16 protein-coding genes are annotated in these 18,362 nt (G+C 43.6%); 9 read left to right on the forward strand and 7 right to left on the reverse strand.

Annotated features, from left to right (window positions below; translation table 11 throughout):
- Nucleotides 1-154: 154 nt before the first annotated feature.
- The gene (locus tag BCT49_RS15325) at nt 155-913 is read right to left on the reverse strand and encodes a Nif3-like dinuclear metal center hexameric protein (protein ID WP_102436331.1); all 759 of its coding nucleotides are present in this window, start codon (nt 911-913) and stop codon (nt 155-157) included.
- Between the two features lie 150 nt (nt 914-1,063).
- Between BCT49_RS15325 and BCT49_RS15330 the strand changes: the two genes are divergently transcribed.
- The gene (locus tag BCT49_RS15330) at nt 1,064-1,822 is read left to right on the forward strand and encodes a DUF1853 family protein (protein ID WP_102436377.1); all 759 of its coding nucleotides are present in this window, start codon (nt 1,064-1,066) and stop codon (nt 1,820-1,822) included.
- A 115-nt stretch (nt 1,823-1,937) separates the two neighbouring features.
- Here the strand turns inward: BCT49_RS15330 and pgm are convergent, their stop codons facing one another.
- Both pgm and seqA read right to left on the reverse strand, forming a co-directional pair.
- Nucleotides 1,938-3,584, reverse strand: a complete 1,647-nt coding sequence (pgm, locus tag BCT49_RS15335) for a phosphoglucomutase (alpha-D-glucose-1,6-bisphosphate-dependent) (RefSeq protein ID WP_102436333.1) — start codon at nt 3,582-3,584, stop codon at nt 1,938-1,940.
- Nucleotides 3,585-3,677: 93 nt separating this feature from the next.
- Complete coding sequence (gene seqA, locus BCT49_RS15340) at nt 3,678-4,217, reverse strand: replication initiation negative regulator SeqA (protein ID WP_102340823.1); 540 nt, start codon at nt 4,215-4,217, stop codon at nt 3,678-3,680.
- A 93-nt stretch (nt 4,218-4,310) separates the two neighbouring features.
- Here seqA and BCT49_RS15345 point away from each other — a divergent pair, with 93 nt between their 5' ends.
- From BCT49_RS15345 to fldA, 3 genes are all read left to right on the forward strand, one after another.
- A complete protein-coding gene (locus BCT49_RS15345) occupies nt 4,311-5,072 on the forward strand; it encodes an alpha/beta fold hydrolase (protein ID WP_102436335.1) in 762 nt (253 codons plus the stop codon).
- Between the two features lie 108 nt (nt 5,073-5,180).
- Nucleotides 5,181-5,399, forward strand: coding sequence for a DUF2788 domain-containing protein (locus BCT49_RS15350; protein ID WP_004734223.1), 219 nt, complete (start codon nt 5,181-5,183; stop codon nt 5,397-5,399).
- A 57-nt stretch (nt 5,400-5,456) separates the two neighbouring features.
- Nucleotides 5,457-5,990, forward strand: coding sequence for a flavodoxin FldA (fldA, locus tag BCT49_RS15355; protein WP_017106122.1), 534 nt, complete (start codon nt 5,457-5,459; stop codon nt 5,988-5,990).
- Between the two features lie 95 nt (nt 5,991-6,085).
- Here the strand turns inward: fldA and BCT49_RS15360 are convergent, their stop codons facing one another.
- Nucleotides 6,086-6,595, reverse strand: a complete 510-nt coding sequence (locus tag BCT49_RS15360) for a DUF4442 domain-containing protein (protein ID WP_102436337.1) — start codon at nt 6,593-6,595, stop codon at nt 6,086-6,088.
- A gap of 207 nt (nt 6,596-6,802) precedes the next feature.
- Between BCT49_RS15360 and fcrX the strand changes: the two genes are divergently transcribed.
- Nucleotides 6,803-7,252, forward strand: a complete 450-nt coding sequence (fcrX, locus tag BCT49_RS15365; RefSeq protein WP_004734226.1) for a ferric iron uptake transcriptional regulator FcrX — start codon at nt 6,803-6,805, stop codon at nt 7,250-7,252.
- Between the two features lie 214 nt (nt 7,253-7,466).
- Here fcrX and glnS read toward each other — a convergent pair whose 3' ends face one another.
- Both glnS and nagE read right to left on the reverse strand, forming a co-directional pair.
- On the reverse strand, nt 7,467-9,134 hold the full coding sequence (glnS, locus tag BCT49_RS15370; protein ID WP_102436339.1) for a glutamine--tRNA ligase: 1,668 nt from the start codon (nt 9,132-9,134) through the stop codon (nt 7,467-7,469).
- A gap of 302 nt (nt 9,135-9,436) precedes the next feature.
- Nucleotides 9,437-10,996: an N-acetylglucosamine-specific PTS transporter subunit IIBC gene (gene nagE / locus BCT49_RS15375; protein WP_102436341.1), complete on the reverse strand. Its 1,560-nt coding sequence runs from the start codon at nt 10,994-10,996 to the stop codon at nt 9,437-9,439.
- A gap of 475 nt (nt 10,997-11,471) precedes the next feature.
- Here nagE and nagA point away from each other — a divergent pair, with 475 nt between their 5' ends.
- From nagA to asnB, 4 genes are all read left to right on the forward strand, one after another.
- Nucleotides 11,472-12,608, forward strand: a complete 1,137-nt coding sequence (nagA, locus tag BCT49_RS15380) for an N-acetylglucosamine-6-phosphate deacetylase (RefSeq protein WP_102436343.1) — start codon at nt 11,472-11,474, stop codon at nt 12,606-12,608.
- Between the two features lie 2 nt (nt 12,609-12,610).
- Complete coding sequence (gene nagC, locus BCT49_RS15385) at nt 12,611-13,825, forward strand: DNA-binding transcriptional regulator NagC (protein ID WP_017106117.1); 1,215 nt, start codon at nt 12,611-12,613, stop codon at nt 13,823-13,825.
- A gap of 83 nt (nt 13,826-13,908) precedes the next feature.
- Nucleotides 13,909-15,495: a cation:proton antiporter family protein gene (locus BCT49_RS15390; protein WP_102436345.1), complete on the forward strand. Its 1,587-nt coding sequence runs from the start codon at nt 13,909-13,911 to the stop codon at nt 15,493-15,495.
- A 234-nt stretch (nt 15,496-15,729) separates the two neighbouring features.
- Nucleotides 15,730-17,394, forward strand: coding sequence for an asparagine synthase B (asnB, locus tag BCT49_RS15395; RefSeq protein WP_102436347.1), 1,665 nt, complete (start codon nt 15,730-15,732; stop codon nt 17,392-17,394).
- Nucleotides 17,395-17,477: 83 nt separating this feature from the next.
- Here the strand turns inward: asnB and rfaH are convergent, their stop codons facing one another.
- A complete protein-coding gene (rfaH, locus tag BCT49_RS15400; protein WP_102436349.1) occupies nt 17,478-17,984 on the reverse strand; it encodes a transcription/translation regulatory transformer protein RfaH in 507 nt (168 codons plus the stop codon).
- Nucleotides 17,985-18,362 lie beyond the last annotated feature (378 nt).

Raw genomic sequence — 18,362 nt, forward strand, 5'->3', positions numbered from 1 at the left:
AATGACGAATTACATATGAACTCTCTAAGTAGAGTCCATTAGAGTTCTAATTAGCCCGCGCCTCATCAAAGGATACAAATTTATAGCTACTCGTCATCCTCAAGAGCGGGAAACGAGTGAATTAGGGAACTCTTATTCCCATCTCGTCACTGGATTACACTGGATTATCAATATCGATAAATTCTACGTCTAAACCGTGCTCTTTCGCTAACCACTCACCTAATGCCTTCACACCATAACGTTCTGTTGCGTGGTGACCTGCTGCAAAGTAATGAATATCTTGCTCACGCGCTGAGTACGTAGTGCGCTCTGAGATCTCACCAGAAATAAACGCATCAATACCTTGAGAAGCCGCTAACTCAATATAGTCTTGACCACCACCGGTGCACCAACCAACAGTCGTAATCATTTTGTCTTGGTTTTCTGGAGCAATATGTAATGGCTTGCGATTCAGAGCTTGGCCAATCTTTTCTGCGAATTCTGAACCGGTCATTGCCGCTTTCAACTTGCCAAACATCGCAACTGATTGTGGGTGCCCTTCTAAACCGCCTTCAACTTCGATATCAAGCAACTCTGCAAGCTTAGCGTTGTTGCCTAGCTCAGGGTGAATATCAAGAGGTAAGTGATAACCCAAAAGGTTGATGTCGTTTTTGATCAAGGTACGGATACGCTTGCCCTTCATGCCGCGAATCGCTTCTGATTCACCTTTCCAGAAGAAACCATGATGAACCAACAAAGCATCAACATTCAATTCTACCGCTCTGTCAATTAGCGCTTGGGAGGCCGTAACACCGGTAACGATGCGCGTTACTTCTGACACACCTTCAACCTGTAAACCATTCGGGCAGTAATCTTTAATCTGCTGTGGCTGCAGTTTTTCGTTAAGTAGCTTTTCTAATTGTAAGTTATTCATTTTTATTTCCAGCTTACCTTTATAATAACGTCGTTATATCAATTTACGGGTAGAATGTCGAAAGCCCCAGGGTTATGTTTATATAGAGCTACGTTTATGAAAAACGGATCTGTTGATGAAAAGCAGATGATTGAAGTTTATGAGGAACAGATGACAGCACTGCAACGTTTTTACCAATGGGTTATCGACTCGCCACCGTTACTGGAAATCAAACCACCCGTATCTGATCTCAGAGCCTTCTCAAGCCCTCATACCATCGATTCATCACATACATACAATGGTAATCCTAGGTTAGGTTTCCTCTACCAGTACCTATGTGAGCAAGTCATCGCTGCTTCGGATAACTATTCGATCAAGTACGATGAGATTCAGATTAATGTGGATGGCAGAACACTAGGTGCAATTGACTTTATTCTCGAAGAAAAGAGCAGCCAAAAGCTACAACATTGGGAAGTGGCGATTAAGTTTTACTTACTCCATGAACAGACATGGTTTGGTCCTAACTCTCACGACCAATTAGATAAGAAGCTCGATCGAATGTTGAACCACCAGCTAGGTATGTCATCTTCACCTGCCTTTGTTGAGCAATATCCAGAGATCGATACCGACTCAAAGCACCTCCTCATGCAGGGTCGTCTATACACCAATCCATTCTTAGACCAAAAAGTACCTACTGAATGTTTGGGCTACGACATTAATTCAAGCCAAGTAAACGGTTTTTGGTGTTATCAAAACCAAGCTCATTTAATTACTGAAGTACTCTACCCTCTCATCAAAGAGCAATGGGCAGCTGGCACTGATGACTTCACCAGTGAACCTATCACCGAGTTTGGTGATCGCTTTGTTCACGGACAAACCAAGTCAGGGCAGTTTTGGTTTGTGATGCCACAAAGTTGGCCACACGGATAATCTACTCAGCCATTGAGTAGCCTTAGCCACTTGCTTACAGACAAATAAAAAGGGCTGATGCTTTCACATCAACCCTTCTTCTATTTACATCGCGACTCTAGTAATCGAGATTCGATTATAGGCCAGCAGCTGCAAATACTTGATTAACAATCTCTTGAGCTTCTGCTTCGATTGCTTTTAGGTGCTCTTCACCTTTAAAGCTTTCACAGTAGATCTTGTAGATGTCTTCAGTACCTGATGGACGAGCAGCAAACCAACCGTTCTCAGTCGTCACTTTTAGGCCGCCAATCGCAGCGCCATTACCTGGAGCATGCGTTAGGCGTGCAGTAATTGCATCACCAGCAAGCGTCTCAGCTGAAACCATCTCTGGAGATAGCTTCTTAAGCACGTCTTTTTGTGCGCCATTGGCTACTGCTTGAATACGGTTGTACTTAGATTCACCGTGTTTAGCAGCAAGTTCTTCGTAGTATTCTTGTGGGTTCTTACCAGTAACAGCTGTGATCTCAGCCGCAAGTAGACAAAGAATCAGGCCATCTTTATCTGTTGACCAAGGCGTACCGTCTTTACGTAAGAAAGATGCACCCGCACTCTCTTCACCACCGAAACCAAACTGACCGTTATAAAGGCCATCAACGAACCATTTGAAACCAACTGGCATTTCGCAAAGCTCGCGACCTAGATCAGCAACAACGCGGTCAATCAGAGCACTTGATACCAGTGTCTTACCAACAGCAACGTCTTTGCCCCAACCTTCACGGTTACGGTATAAGTAGTCAATACACACTGCTAGGAAGTGGTTTGGATTCATTAGGCCTTTTGGCGTAACAATGCCGTGGCGATCGTAATCTGGGTCGTTACCAAACGCTAGTTGATAGTCATCTTTAAGAGCCAGTAAACCTGCCATCGCGTATGGAGAAGAGCAGTCCATACGAACCACACCGTCTTTGTCTAGAGACATAAACTGGAACGAAGGGTCAACCGCTTCACTAACAAGAGTAAGGTCTAGGTTGTACGCTTTACCAATTTGACGCCAGTAATCAATACCGCTGCCACCCAGTGGATCAACACCAATTTTGATGTTTGCTTTCTGGATCGCTTCCATATCAACCACGTTAACCAAGTCAGCAACGTACGGTGCAACCAGATCCACTTCTTTTACTAAGTCAGACTGTTTAGCCTGTGCGATAGGAGTGCGCTTAACGCCTTGCATTTGCTCAGCAATGATCACATTTGCACGGTCTTCGATTGCTTGAGTCAATTCAGCTTCAGCTGGACCACCGTGAGTCGGGTTGTATTTAATACCGCCGTCTTGTGGTGGGTTATGTGACGGCGTGATAACAATGCCGTCCGCTTTTTTATCATTCACTAGGTTGTGCGTAAGAATCGCGTGCGAGATACCAGGTGTTGGAGTAAAGCCATTTTTTTCTTGAATAATAACTTCAACACCGTTCGCTACAAGCACTTCGATAACCGTAGAAAACGCAGGCTCAGAGAGAGCGTGAGTATCTTTACCTAAGAAAAGTGGGCCTGTTGTACCCTGCTCAGCACGAACCTCAGCAACCGCTTGTGCGATCGCGAGAATGTGGTTTTCGTTAAATGTTGATTTGTCTGCTGTACCGCGATGACCTGAAGTACCGAACAGTACTTTGTGATCAGGGTTAGTAGCATCCGGCTGCTGTAAGAAATAGTTAGCCACTAAAGCCGGAATATTATGAAGATCTTCCTGCTGAGCTTTCTGCCCGGCACGAGGGTGCATAGCCATTTTTCGACATCCTTATATATAAAATTTAAAAACAAAAAAAACCTCATAATATCTTCTTATCCATGGATATTATGAGGTTTAAATCAGATTTCGTTAAATTGAACCTGTTACTTTTTCTATCAATTCTGCTTGGAAACTCATGCGGCTCATAAGCTGCTCAACCATCTGTCTTTTACGGCTTGTATTGTTATTAGTAATAACCCAAAAAGGACTTTGTGGAATGGCTTTAGGCTTAGTGGTATTGCCGTTTGCAAGTAATGTCTCTTCATTGTCTGCAAAGTAAACACGCTTACGGCCTTTTACTTGAGTTGCTTCAGAAAAGCTTTCAGCGTCAATTTTATGCAGTGTCGATAACACTAGCATGAAACGATCAATGGCTTTCTTTAATGATGCAAACTCATCTGATATTAGTAATGAGCGCATTTCTTTAACGCCATCGAACTTCTCTGGAGTAAAGCCTACCTCTTTGCTAACAACGATACCTTTTGGCTCAACGCTCTCTTTGAACGGAACCATGCCTGGGCGATCTACTTGTAACAAGCGGCGCAGAATATCTGAAGCGCTTTCGCCAATACGTTCTGTCTGACCCGCGATATAACGGTATAGGTCTTCATCAACCTCAATTGTTTTCATTCGCTTTTCACAATCTCAATGTTTAAACTCAGGGGGATTATAGCGAGATCCGCGCGGATACTCTACGTCAAACCCACCATGAATAAGATAAAAATGTCAGTACAGCTCAACTATAAAATAGAAGGTGCGGGTCACACCATTGTTTTGATCCATGGTTTATTTGGTAATCTGGACAACCTTGGCTTGCTGGCTAGGGATCTAAAAGCCGATCATCAAGTGCTCAGCATTGATCTTCGTAACCACGGTCAGTCCTTTCATAGCGAGACTCACGACTATCAAGCAATGGCGCAAGACGTTGCTCAGCTGTTGAATGATCTTGAACTAAAAGATGTCACTGTGATTGGTCACTCTATGGGTGGCAAAGTCGCAATGGCACTTACCCAGCATCTTGAATTAAATAAGCTGGTTGTGTTGGATATGGCACCGGTCGCCTACACTCAAAGTCGTCACGACAACGTATTCGCAGGCCTACAAGCGGTTATCGAAGAACAACCAACGTCACGATCAGACGCACTAAAGGTTCTCGCGAAACATATCGAGATTGATGGGGTTCGCCAGTTCCTAACCAAGTCTTTGTTCAAATCAGAGCAAGGCATCATGGAATGGCGCTTCAACGTCGCGTCACTGCTCGCCAATTACTCGCAGATCATTGGTTGGGAACCGATTGATAAAACCTCGGTCAAAACCTTGCTGATAAAAGGTGGGGATTCTGATTACCTCACGGCTGAACACCAAACCGCCGTTCAACAGCAGTTTTCCAACGCAAAGGCACATGTTATCGCCAATACTGGACACTGGTTACACGCGGAAAAACCAGCCGAAGTGCTCCGTGCAATCAGAAAATTCATCGCTTAAATATGTTGATTCGTCGATATAAATGAGAGCTGTGTAATCACAGCAGATTAACTTTATCTCACAAGAGTGATATAGTGCGCCCAAGCAAATTTGGTATATAAGGTTCCCATGCTTTACGACTACATGAACATCATTGAATCTATTGGTTTAGATCTTCTGTTTGCCGCGATTTTCTTTCTAATCGGAATGGCAATTAAAGACGTTCTAAAGGAAGGTAATGTTCCTGCATTTGGTCGTCGCATCGTATGGTTAGTACTTTTCCTTGGCTGCGCAGGTTTTATCGCAAAAGGGATAATCCAACTAAGCTGGGAAGGAACTGGAATCTAACGATTTCCTCCGAACTTTATTACACCGACAACAGACAAAATTAAAGGTAATGATTCTATGGCAAGTGTAGGTCTCTTCTTTGGTAGCGATACAGGTAACACTGAAGCTGTTGCTAAGATGATTCAAAAGCAATTGGGCAAGCAGCTCGTTCAAGTTCAAGACATTGCAAAAAGCAGCAAAGAAGATATCGATAACTTCGATCTACTGCTGCTTGGTATCCCTACGTGGTACTACGGCGAAGCACAATGTGATTGGGATGATTTTTTCCCTGAGCTAGAAGCTATTGATTTCTCAACGAAGCTTGTTGCTATCTTTGGTTGTGGCGACCAAGAAGATTACGCAGAATACTTCTGTGATGCTATGGGTACTATCCGTGACATCGTTGAAGCGAAAGGCGGTACTATCCTAGGTTACACATCAACTGAAAGCTACGAATTCGAAGCATCGAAAGGTTTAGTTGAAGGCGATGACAGCCAATTTGTTGGTCTATGTATTGACGAAGATCGTCAACCTGAACTGACTGACGAGCGCGTAACCAACTGGGTTAAACAAATCCACGAAGAGATGTGCCTAGCAGAGCTAGAAGACTAATTCTCTCGTCGTTGTTAATTGTTACAATTAATAACAACAGTATAGATACGAAAAAACCTCCATCATGGAGGTTTTTTGCTATTTAAGTTTACGGATTAACATTCCGCTTCGAGTGCTTCGTCATCATCTTCTCTAAATTGAGGTTTCTTTCTCACATACAAGGTGCGTTGTATTTCTGATACCACATTCCCCTTGTTATCTTTTACGTAGATAATAAACTCAGGAAAGCACTTCTCCCCTAACTGAGTTTGACGATATATATCATCAAGTTGACCTTGGCTTATCTCGAAATCAGCGTACAGGTCAGACTGGCCAGGCTTGATAAAGTTGATGCTTGCTTCTTTATCCCAAACATAATATCGCTCACCTAAAATACCCATTAACATCAAAGAGTAAACAGGATCGGTTAGGGAAAATATACTGCCGCCATATTGAGTACGATTGGCATTTTTATTCCACCAACGTAGCTTGAGCACTGTCTTGACTACCCTAAAATCAGCGCTGATATGAGCGATCTTAATGCCAGCCCCCCAAAAAGGAGGCCAAATGTTGAGAGCGAATTTTACGATGTTGGGTTTATATATTCTTGCAAGTTGCTTATTCATAACAACATTCCGTGTTCACATTAGAATTACCGCCACCTTGACTGGTCGTACCTCTACTATAAGTGAGATACTTCCAATTTACAAAACAGATTGTGATGTCAGTGAGTAACCCTTTGAAGTTCGTGGTTTATTGTTATGCCTGACTAAACTATAATGGTATTAATATTGAATTCTGTTAATTGCTGCAGATCATCAACAGGAAAGTATATGTCAGACAATAATCAAGCGCTAAAAGATGCTGGTCTTAAAGTGACCCTCCCACGGCTCAAAATTTTAGAAGTATTACAACAACCAGACTGCCAACATATTAGTGCTGAAGATTTATATAAAAAGCTGATCGACTTAGGTGAAGAAATCGGCCTTGCGACCGTTTATCGCGTACTGAACCAATTCGATGATGCTGGCATTGTAACTCGCCACCACTTTGAAGGTGGTAAGTCTGTATTTGAACTTTCAACACAGCATCACCATGATCACCTAGTATGTTTAGACTGCGGTGAAGTTATCGAATTCTCTGATGATCTTATCGAAGAAAGACAAAAAGAAATCGCTCAACGCTACAACGTACAGCTAACCAACCACAGCTTGTATCTGTATGGTAAAAGCATCACTGGGGATTGCAAAGGCAACCCAGACGCACACAAAGCGAAGAAATAACTCAGAACGCTGGCTTAGGCCGGCGTTTTTAGATAGGGCTCACGCGGTATTAAGATTCACATCAGCTTGACCCACAATTTGTTATTTTATCCAGATACAAAAAAACCGGCTCTAGGCCGGTTTTTTATTAAGTGTATCTTGAGAAACTAAGCTTTAGGACACTGAGCTTTGGAAAACTGAGCTATAGGGCTCTAAGCTGTAGAAAGCGAAGCCATTAAGCTTCAGCTTTACCCCAAGTGTCACGTAGGCCAACCGTACGGTTGAATACTAGCGCGTCTGCTTTAGAGTCTTTCGAATCTACACAGAAGTAACCTGTACGTTCAAACTGGTACGCTTGCTCTGCCACACCTTCTGCTAGGCTAGGTTCAACAAAACCGTTTAGCGTAACAAGTGACTCAGGGTTAAGCGTTGCAGCGAAATCATCAGCCGCGGCTGGGTTTGCCACAGTGAATAGACGATCGTACAAACGAATCTCAGCAGGCAGTGCTTTATCAGCCGATACCCAGTGGATAACGCCTTTCACTTTACGGCCATCTGCAGGGTTCTTACCTAGTGTTTCATTGTCGTAAGAACAGAAGATAGTCGTAATGTTGCCTTCTGCATCTTTTTCGATACGCTCAGCTTTGATCACGTAAGCACCACGTAGGCGAACTTCTTTACCTAGAACCAAACGCTTGTACTTCTTGTTTGCTTCTTCACGGAAGTCGTCACGTTCAATCCAAACTTCGCGTGTAAATGGAACTTCACGAGTGCCCATTTCTGGCTTGTTCGGGTGGTTTGCCACTGTCAGTGTTTCTACAGTATCAGCGTCGTAGTTTTCAATCACGACCTTGATTGGATCAAGAACAGCCATTGCACGAGGTGCATTTTCGTTGAGATCATCACGGATACAAGATTCAAGTGAACCGAACTCAATCATGTTCTCTTGCTTAGTCACACCAATACGCTTACAGAATTCACGGATAGAGCTTGAAGTGAAACCACGACGACGTAAACCAGAGATAGTTGGCATACGTGGATCGTCCCAACCTTCAACTAGGTTTTCAACCACAAGTTGGTTCAGCTTACGCTTCGACATTACCGTGTATTCAAGATTCAGACGGCTAAACTCGTATTGACGAGGTTGGCAATCAATCGTGATGTTATCTAGAACCCAATCATACAAACGACGGTTATCTTGGAACTCAAGAGTACAGATAGAGTGCGTAATGCCTTCTAACGCATCAGAAATACAGTGTGTGAAATCGTACATTGGGTAAATGCACCATTTGTCTGCAGTCTGATGGTGGTGAGCAAAACGTACACGGTAGATAACTGGATCGCGCATAACCATGAAAGATGAGCTCATGTCGATCTTAGCACGTAGACATGCTTTGCCTTCTTCGAAGCCACCGTCGCGCATTTTCTCAAATAACGCTAGGTTTTCTTCAGGGCTACGATCGCGGTATGGGCTCGCTTTACCAGGCTCTTTTAACGTGCCACGGTATTCACGGATCTGCTCAGGACTTAGCTCGTCAACATACGCTAAGCCTTTATTAATTAATTCCACAGCATAAGCGTAAAGCGTATCGAAGTAGTTTGATGAGTAACAAATATCACCAGACCATTCAAAACCTAACCAACTTACATCATTCTTAATTGACTCAACGTATTCAACGTCTTCTTTTTCAGGGTTTGTATCATCGAAACGAAGATTACATTGTCCCTGGTAGTCCTGAGCAATACCAAAGTTCAAGCAAATAGATTTAGCGTGACCAATGTGCAGGTAGCCATTTGGCTCCGGCGGGAAACGAGTATGCACGCTACTGTGTGTACCATCCGCTAAATCTTTATCGATAATTTGGCGAATGAAATTCGATGGACGAGCCTCAGCTTCACTCATCTATAGCACCTCTATGTATTTAGTATTGTCAGGGAAAGTTATCTTCCATACCCAAGAAAAAGGCGGCTCTTGCTGCCTATCAAAGATAGAAAGATCATTGTTGCTAATCATCCACAATTCTTCGCCTTTGCACAATAAGAACCGTCCGTTAATTGTGATTATTTCTGCTATTCGATGAAGAATAGAACGAACCTTGTGCACTGGCCTAAAATGACAGGCACAAAAAAGCCTCCCGTGTGGGAGGCTTTCAATTTGAAACTTAGTTAAGAGCTGTTGTTACGTCTTAATAAGTACTTCCTTTACTATGGAAGTTTTACATCAGATAGGTCTTCACCTGCACCGATAGCTTTCATTTCGCCAGCGACGATTTCAGCTAGTGGACCAAGGATAACCTGTAGGTTGTTCTCACCTAGTTTAACCACACCTTTAGCGCCAAGTTTCTTAAGAACAACTTCATCAGCGATAGAGCGGTCTTTAAGAGTTAGACGTAGACGAGTGATACAAGCATCGATTGAAGTCAGGTTTTCGTGACCACCTAGAGCTTTCAGGTATTGACGAGCAACATCACCTTTTGGCGCGTCACCAGCAGGAGCGGCTGCAGCTTCGTCATCATCTTCACGACCAGGCGATTTCAAGTTGAAAGCGCGGATTGCGAAAGAGAAAGTGAAGAAGTATAGAGCACCGAATGCTAAGCCAATCAATAGTAGAGTGAATGGTTTAGTTGCTAGACCCCAGTTCAATACGAAGTCGATTAGACCAGCAGAGAAACCGAAACCGTGCAGAGTACCAAACATGTTTGCCACTACTAGAGACAGACCTGTAAATACAGCGTGCATTGCGTATAGAGCAGGAGCTAGGAATACGAACATGAATTCTAGCGGCTCTGTGATACCGGTTAGGAATGAACAGAATGCAACTGAGAACAGTGCGCCACCAACTTGGCTACGTTTTTCAGCAGGAGCAGCTAGGTACATTGCAAGTGCAGCACCTGGTAGACCGAACATCATTACTGGGAAGAAACCGTTCATGAATACGCCAGCGCCTTTATCGCCACCGAAGAAACGGTGTAGGTCGCCAGATTTAACTGTTTCAGTCACTTCTTTAACAACAGTAGTGATCTCTGGAGTTACTGAGTTAGCGAATGTGAATGTGTGTTCTTGGCCAACAACTAGAGTTTTCGCTAGTGATGGGTCAACACAAAGTTGAGTGATGTTAGCGAATGCGCCTTGACCAGCAACAACGATTTCTTGACATGTCCCCATACCGAACCAGAAGTATGAGTTCAATACGTGGTGTAGACCTACAGGGATTAGTGCACGGTTAAGAGTACCGTAAACGAATTGGCCAACAGCACCAGACGTTGATACCGCGTGAGCTAGTGCATCTAGACCAGATTGAATACCAGGCCAAACCACACCAGACACAGCACCTGCAACAAGTGCAAATAGACCGGCCATGATAGGTACTAAACGTTTACCCGCGAAGAAAGCCAGCCACTCAGGAAGGCGTGTTGCATGGAAAGCGTTATAAGAGTGACCTGCGATGATACCTGCGAAGATACCGCCGAAGAATGACATGTTAACGTCAGCATTGATTGTCGTTGCTGTCGCTGTTAGTACGAAGTAAGCAACTGCACCAGCAAGACCCGCTGCGCCGTTACCGTCTTTAGAAAGACCAATCGCGATACCTAGACCAAATAGCAGTGGTAGGTTACCGAAGATAGCACCACCAGCTTCTGCCATGAATGGAATATCAAGTAGATCGCCTTGACCTAAACGTAATAGAAGCGCCGCAATCGGAAGCGTTGCGATAGGTAGCATTAACGCCTTACCCAGCTTCTGTGCATATCCTAGAATATTCACCAGTTGTTTCCCCCTATAGGATTTTTAGAATTCGTTTGAGAAACTTATTTTAGTCGCTCAATTTAGTCCTATTCAGTGTATTCAATTAATTTTGCTCCGCAAATTAAAAGCTTACCATTTGTGATCCTAATCACCAGTTTTCACCAAATCCAAAGGTTTTTGCTAGCGAGATCATAAAACTTATTTTATCATTCAAAAAAATGAACATTTATAGATAAAATTGAAATCTAATTACTAGGCCTAAACAGCGGTATTCGAAGGTAACAACACCCTATGAATAGCTTCTAATACTAAGCCTAACTGTATAATAAAAACTAATTGTTCATATATTTTTCAACAAGTTAAATACGCTTCACACTTAGAAGCCGTTTGCCTAAAAAGATAAATCGTTACGTAAATGATGCTCGCAAACTAAGTCCACATTTAGGTAACGAATAGAATTTTAAAGATCTCACGATATAAGGATTAGCTGACTATGTACGCGCTAAGTAACTGTAAAATTTACACTGGTAGTGATGTTCTCACTGATCATGCTGTTGTAATCGAAAACGAACTGATCAAAAAAGTCTGTCCAATCTCTGAATTACCAGAAGGCATTGAGATTCGCGACCTAAATGGTGCGAACCTAAGCCCGGGTTTCATTGACCTACAACTGAACGGTTGTGGCGGTGTAATGCTGAACGATGAGATCACTGCTGACACAATGCAGATCATGCACAAAGCAAACCTGCAATCCGGTTGTACTAGCTTCCTTCCAACGCTGATCACTTCATCAGATGAAGATATGCGTGCCGTTATCACGGCAGCTCGCGAGTACCACAACCAATACCAAAACCAATCTTTAGGCCTACACCTTGAAGGTCCTTACCTAAACGTTGCGAAAAAAGGCATCCACAGCGTCGATCACATCCGCAAATCTGATAGCGAAATGATTGAGCTTATCTGTGAGAACAGCGACCTTGTTGCGAAAGTAACACTGGCTCCTGAGCTTAACGACCCAGAACACATCGAGCGTCTACGCAAAGCTGGCGTAGTTGTTTCAATTGGTCACACCAACGCAACGTATGCAGAAGCGCGTCAAGGCTTTGAGTCAGGTATTACATTTGCAACTCACCTGTTCAACGCGATGACACCGATGGTTGGTCGTGAACCTGGCGTTGTTGGCGCGATTTACGATACTCCTGAAGTTTATGCGGGCATCATCGCTGACGGCTTCCACGTTGATTACGCAAACATTCGAATTGCGCACAAAATCAAGGGAGAAAAGCTTGTATTAGTGACGGATGCCACAGCTCCTGCAGGTGCTGACATGGAATACTTTATTTTTGTCGGTAAGAAAGTATATTACCGTGATGGTAAGTGTGTTGATGAAAACGGCACACTAGGCGGCTCGGCTCTGACTATGATTGAAGCAGTTCAGAATACAGTTGAGCACGCTGGTATCGCTTTAGACGAAGCTCTTCGCATGGCTACGCTATACCCAGCTACGGCTATCAGTGTAGAAAGCAAGCTAGGTCGAATCAAAAAAGGTATGGTTGCAAACCTTGCTGTATTTGACCGAGATTTTAACGTTAAAGCGACTGTTGTTAACGGACAATACGAGCACAATTAAGTATGAATGGCGGACAAATAGGTAACGTAGATTTAGTTAAACAACTAAACAGTGCGGCGGTATACAGACTTATAGACCAACAAGGGCCTATCAGTCGTATACAAGTGGCTGATGTAAGCCAACTCGCACCGGCAAGTGTTACAAAAATTACCCGCCAACTTTTAGAGCGCGGCCTAATTAAAGAGGTTGCGCAGCAAGCGTCTACTGGCGGTAGACGCGCTATCTCCCTAACCACAGAAGTAGAGCCTTTTCATTCTGTTGCTGTGCGATTAGGTCGAGACTACATTCAAATAAGCCTTCATGACCTTGGTGGTCGTGAGTTGGCTTTCTTACAGCAAGACCTTAATTATTCAGATCAGTCAGACCTTACCCAAGGCTTGGTGAATAACTTGAAGGCTTTCATTGCTGAGCATCAACCAAAGATCGATCAGTTGATCGCGATTGGCGTGACTCTCCCTGGCTTGGTAAACCCGACAACCGGTGTTGTTGAGTACATGCCAAACACAGATATCGACAACTTGGCTTTGAGCGACATTATTCGTGACACATTCCATGTCGCTTGTTTTGTTGGAAACGACGTTCGAGGAATGGCGTTAGCTGAGCATTACTTCGGCGCAAGTAAAGATAGCCAAGATTCTATTCTTGTCAGTGTTCACCGTGGTACTGGCGCAGGCATCATCGTTAATGGCCAAGTTTTCTTAGGCCATAACCGTAACGTGGGTGAAATTGGTCACATCCAAATTGACCCGCTAGGTGAGCAATGCCAATGTGGTAACTTCGGTTGTCTTGAAACTGTAGCGGCAAACCCTGCCATTGTTGAACGAGTTCAAAAACTCATTAAACAAGGTTACGAGTCTTCGCTAACAGAGCTTGAACACATCACCATCCAAGACGTTTGTGACCATGCTATCAATGGTGATGAACTTGCTAAGCAAAGCTTGGTTCGAGTGGGCAATCAGTTAGGTAAAGCTATCGCAATGACGATTAACCTGTTTAATCCTCAGAAAGTCATCATTGCTGGTGATATTACCAAGGCACAAGAGATTGTTTTCCCTGCAATTAAGCGCAATGTAGAGAATCAGTCGTTAACGACTTTCCATAGCGGCCTGCCTATTGTAGCATCACAGATCGATAAGCATCCCACGATGGGAGCTTTTGCAATGATTAAGCGTGCCATGCTCAACGGCGTGCTACTTCAAAAGCTACTCGAAGACTAAAGAAAACCATTTTGATTTTCCGCGGGCCGTGTTTGTATAAACACGGCCCGTTTTTTTAAGCTAGGGAACTACAACAACAAGTTATGGAACTTATATTAATATCCACTGCGTTTATTGCAGGATTTATTGCTTTAAAGTGTCACCTTCCCCCATTGGTCGGCTTTTTGGTCGCAGGCTTCGGGCTTTTTGCTCTTGGCTTTGAAACCAATGACACCATCATTACTTTGGCTGATCTAGGTGTCACCCTACTCCTCTTTACTATTGGCTTAAAACTCGATATTAAAACCCTACTCTCTAAAGAGATCTGGGCTGGCGCTACAATCCACAACCTTTTATCCACTCTGTTTTTTGCGGTCGCCCTGTTTGGTTTTAAATTCCTAGGTATTTCCTCGTTGGCTGCCATGTCAATGGAACAGATCGTCCTACTCGGATTTGCCCTCTCATTCTCTAGTACTGTATTCGCAGTGAAGTCTCTGCAAGAGAAAGGGGAAATGAATGCAACCTACGGAACGTTAGCGATTGGTATTCTGGTCATGCAGGATATCTTTGCCGTGGTCTTCTTAACTGCATCGACAGGCAAAATTCCAGAATGGTATGCCATCGCACTGTTCGCTTTACCATTCTGTCGTCCGTTGTTCTACAAAGTCCTCGATTGGGTTGGTCACGGCGAAATGTTGGTGCTGTTCGGCATTTTCTTCGCATTGGTCGTCGGTGCAGGCTTGTTCCAGTTTGTAGGGGTTAAACCAGATCTAGGTGCTCTGATTTTGGGTATGTTGCTAGCCGGTCACCCAAAAGCTTCAGAGCTGTCGAAATCGCTGTTTAACCTCAAAGAGCTTTTCCTTGTCTGCTTCTTCTTGAATATTGGATTATCCGAGCAACCTACCATTCAAGGCTTTATGCTAGCAGTCTTGTTCTTATTATTACTGCCCGTGAAAGGCGTTCTTTACTTCTTAGTGCTTAACCGCTTTAAGTTCCGTGTTCGAACATCTCTACTCACTTCACTATCACTGTTTAACTACAGCGAATTTGGCCTCATTGTTGGTGGCCTTGCCTTTAAGATGGGTTGGATGTCTGGTGATATCTTGGTTGCCGTGGCTATTGCGGTTTCATTGTCGTTCTTGATCGCCGCACCTCTAAACCGAGCGGGTCATAAGCTTTATCAACAATCTGGTAAATGGTTAAAAGAACATGCCGCAGAAAAGCTTCACCAACGTGATAAACGAATTGACCCAGGTCGTGCTCAGGTATTGATTCTAGGTATGGGACGCATTGGTACTGGTGCCTACGACGAGCTACGTTCACGCTACGGCAAAGTGAGCTTAGGGGTCGAGGTTCGTGAAGAAGCGGCACATAACCATAGAAGCCATGGAAGAAACGTAATTTCTGGTGATGCGACTGACCCTGATTTCTGGGAACGCATCCTAGATACAGCAAACGTAAAGCTGGTGATCTTGGCAATGCCTCATCACCAAGGTAATCAAACCGCTTTAGAGCAATTGAAGTCACGTAACTTTAAAGGCCAAATTGCCGCGATTGCTGAATACCCAGATCAACTAGAAACATTAAAAGAAAACGGTGTCGATGCAGCTTTTAATATCTATAGCGAAGCAGGTAGCGGTTTTGCTCGCCACGTTTGTGAGCAGTTAAACCCAAACATCAGTAAAATCTAGTCCTAAACATTGTCTCGTTAACCTCTCAAAATTGCTGTTCTTTTGCACTTTTGAGAGGTTTTTGTTTAAAAAACCAACCGCAATTAGACACCACTCACCAAAACCACGTTAAAAATAGATAATTTCTAACAGAAACCCCTTTATATTATTTTTTTGCTCACATTCGGTTGCTTTTTTTAGCCAGAATGGCAAATTGAATACAGTTGATTTAGAAATTATTTAAAAGGAAGTTCTATGTGTTCAGTATTTGGCATTCTCGACATTAAAAGTGATGCCGCAGCACTTCGCCCTATTGCTTTAGAAATGTCTAAAAAGCTTCGTCACCGTGGTCCAGACTGGTCTGGTATCTATGCCGGTGAAAAAGCCATTCTTGCTCACGAGCGTCTAGCTATCGTCGGCCTAAACAGTGGTGCTCAACCACTATATAGCCAAGACAAGAAACACATTCTTGCAGTTAATGGTGAAATCTATAACCACAAAGAACTTCGCGCACGCTATGAAGATAAGTACCAGTTCCAGACTGACTCTGATTGTGAAGTCATTCTTGCGCTTTACCAAGAAATGGGTGCCGACCTTTTAGAAGAACTTAACGGTATTTTCGCTTTCGTTTTATACGACGAAGAAAAAGATGAATACCTAGTGGGCCGTGACCACATCGGTATCATCCCGCTTTACCAAGGCTACGATGAGCACGGTAACTATTACGTAGCTTCAGAAATGAAAGCACTCGCTCCTGTGTGTAAGACGATCAGTGAGTTCCCTCCTGGTAGCTTCTACTCTTCAAAAGATGCAGAGCCTCAACGCTACTACATCCGTGATTGGAACGAGTACGCTGCCGTTCAAGGCAATAGCACAAGCAAAGAAGAGCTGACTGAAGCACTAGAAGCTGCGGTTAAGCGTCAACTAATGACTGACGTGCCTTACGGTGTACTTCTATCTGGTGGTCTTGATTCATCAATCACATCTGCTGTTGCTAAACGTTTTGCGGCAATGCGTATTGAAGATGATGAGCAATCTGAAGCTTGGTGGCCGCAACTGCACTCATTTGCTGTTGGTCTAGAAAACGCACCTGATCTGATCGCGGCTCGTGAAGTTGCAGATAAGATTGGTACCGTACACCACGAGATGACTTACACCATTCAGGAAGGCTTAGATGCAATCCGTGATGTTATCTACCACATTGAAACTTATGATGTAACGACCATCCGTGCTTCAACGCCGATGTACTTACTTGCTCGTAAGATCAAAGCAATGGGTATCAAGATGGTACTTTCTGGTGAGGGTGCTGATGAAATCTTCGGTGGTTACCTGTACTTCCACAAAGCACCAAACGCGAAAGAGTTCCACGAAGAAACTGTGCGTAAGCTTCTTGCTTTAAGCATGTTTGATTGTGCTCGTGCGAACAAATCGTTGGCTGCATGGGGTGTAGAAGGCCGAGTACCATTCTTGGATAAAGAGTTTATCGACGTCGCTATGCGTCTGAACCCTGAAGACAAGATGTGTGGCAACGGTAAGATGGAGAAACACATCCTACGTGAGTGTTTTGAAGACTACCTACCAGACTCAATCGCATGGCGTCAAAAAGAGCAATTCTCTGACGGCGTAGGCTACGATTGGATTGATACGCTGAAAGCAACCGCTGAAGACAAAGTAACGGACAAACAGATGGAAACGGCTCAATTCCGCTTTCCTTACAACACGCCAACGACAAAAGAAGGCTATGCTTACCGTGAAATCTTTGAGGAGTTATTCTCTCTAGAATCAGCTGCAGAGTGTGTTCCTGGTGGCCCTTCTGTTGCATGTTCATCAGCAAAAGCCATTGAATGGGATGAGTCATTCAAAAACTGTGTTGACCCATCTGGTCGTGCGGTACAAGCTGTTCACAACGACTCTTACTAGGTCTAGGTCTAGGTCTAGGTACCAGTCAAAAACAAAAAAGGCGCATGATGCGCCTTTTTTAAGCCTGTTTTTTATTGCTGTATTTATGCATGAGCTTGTAGTGCTTCGTTCTCAATACTGATCGGCACAACTTGACTGATCATTTTTACCAGCATAATAGATCGAGCTTCACCATCTTTCTGATGGAAAATAGCCTCGACCCCAGCAAACTGACCACTATTGATTTTGACCACTTGCCCTGATTCAAACTCAACACAGCACTCTTCAGGTTCATCTTCGCAACACTTCTCAAACTCTTTCAGTTCATACACTAAGTCGCCTTGGACTTCGTGTGGCCTTGCGCCAAACTTAATAAAATCGACGACACCACGCGTTGAACGAACAGTGGTAAAACTTGGACCTTGTTCGTAATCAAAGCGTACAAAGATGTAAGATGGGAATAGCGGTTCTTTGACCTGCTTCTCTTTCCCTCTAACGACCTTCTTGACATCGATTTGAGGATAAAAGCACTCTACCCCCTGATTCTCTAAGTGTTGTTGAGCACGCTTCTGATCACCGCGCTTACAATAAAGTACATACCAACGTTTCATTTTACTAGCCATTTTCTATTTTGGGACATATTACCACAAGCCTAAAACGGTTAATCACCGTTAATAAAATGAATCCTGATAAGCAATAAATTATGCGTAACAGACCAACTTATCAACAAAAAGCCATAAGGACAAAAAGTGGTTAAGCATTGTACAGGGAACATTTACAGATAAAAAGACGCATTGTTGTAAGCCTATGTATGCTACATACATAAAGAACGCCATGCTATTTATTTTTTTTAAAACCATCCAGCAAGCCAATGAATTCCATCATTAGCATTCGATTATTCTTTTAAATAGAACATTATGCACTCAGCTCAAAACTGGAAAATTAGTTTGCAGCGCGCATTGTCTGGGCAACATTTTCAATAAAAACCC

The sequence above is a fragment of the Vibrio lentus genome (genome assembly GCF_002875945.1).
Classification (GTDB): domain Bacteria; phylum Pseudomonadota; class Gammaproteobacteria; order Enterobacterales; family Vibrionaceae; genus Vibrio; species Vibrio apostichopi.

Bases quoted from the DNA above. Each gene is read 5' to 3' on its own strand.
- BCT49_RS15325 (WP_102436331.1), bottom strand. From the start codon at position 913: ATGAATAACTTACAATTAGAAAAGCTACTTAACGAAAAACTGCAGCCA.
- BCT49_RS15330 (WP_102436377.1), top strand. From the start codon at position 1,064: ATGACAGCACTGCAACGTTTTTACCAATGGGTTATCGACTCGCCACCG.
- pgm (WP_102436333.1), bottom strand. From the start codon at position 3,584: ATGGCTATGCACCCTCGTGCCGGGCAGAAAGCTCAGCAGGAAGATCTT.
- seqA (WP_102340823.1), bottom strand. From the start codon at position 4,217: ATGAAAACAATTGAGGTTGATGAAGACCTATACCGTTATATCGCGGGT.
- BCT49_RS15345 (WP_102436335.1), top strand. From the start codon at position 4,311: ATGTCAGTACAGCTCAACTATAAAATAGAAGGTGCGGGTCACACCATT.
- BCT49_RS15350 (WP_004734223.1), top strand. From the start codon at position 5,181: ATGCTTTACGACTACATGAACATCATTGAATCTATTGGTTTAGATCTT.
- fldA (WP_017106122.1), top strand. From the start codon at position 5,457: ATGGCAAGTGTAGGTCTCTTCTTTGGTAGCGATACAGGTAACACTGAA.
- BCT49_RS15360 (WP_102436337.1), bottom strand. From the start codon at position 6,595: ATGAATAAGCAACTTGCAAGAATATATAAACCCAACATCGTAAAATTC.
- fcrX (WP_004734226.1), top strand. From the start codon at position 6,803: ATGTCAGACAATAATCAAGCGCTAAAAGATGCTGGTCTTAAAGTGACC.
- glnS (WP_102436339.1), bottom strand. From the start codon at position 9,134: ATGAGTGAAGCTGAGGCTCGTCCATCGAATTTCATTCGCCAAATTATC.
- nagA (WP_102436343.1), top strand. From the start codon at position 11,472: ATGTACGCGCTAAGTAACTGTAAAATTTACACTGGTAGTGATGTTCTC.
- nagC (WP_017106117.1), top strand. From the start codon at position 12,611: ATGAATGGCGGACAAATAGGTAACGTAGATTTAGTTAAACAACTAAAC.
- BCT49_RS15390 (WP_102436345.1), top strand. From the start codon at position 13,909: ATGGAACTTATATTAATATCCACTGCGTTTATTGCAGGATTTATTGCT.
- asnB (WP_102436347.1), top strand. From the start codon at position 15,730: ATGTGTTCAGTATTTGGCATTCTCGACATTAAAAGTGATGCCGCAGCA.
- rfaH (WP_102436349.1), bottom strand. From the start codon at position 17,984: ATGAAACGTTGGTATGTACTTTATTGTAAGCGCGGTGATCAGAAGCGT.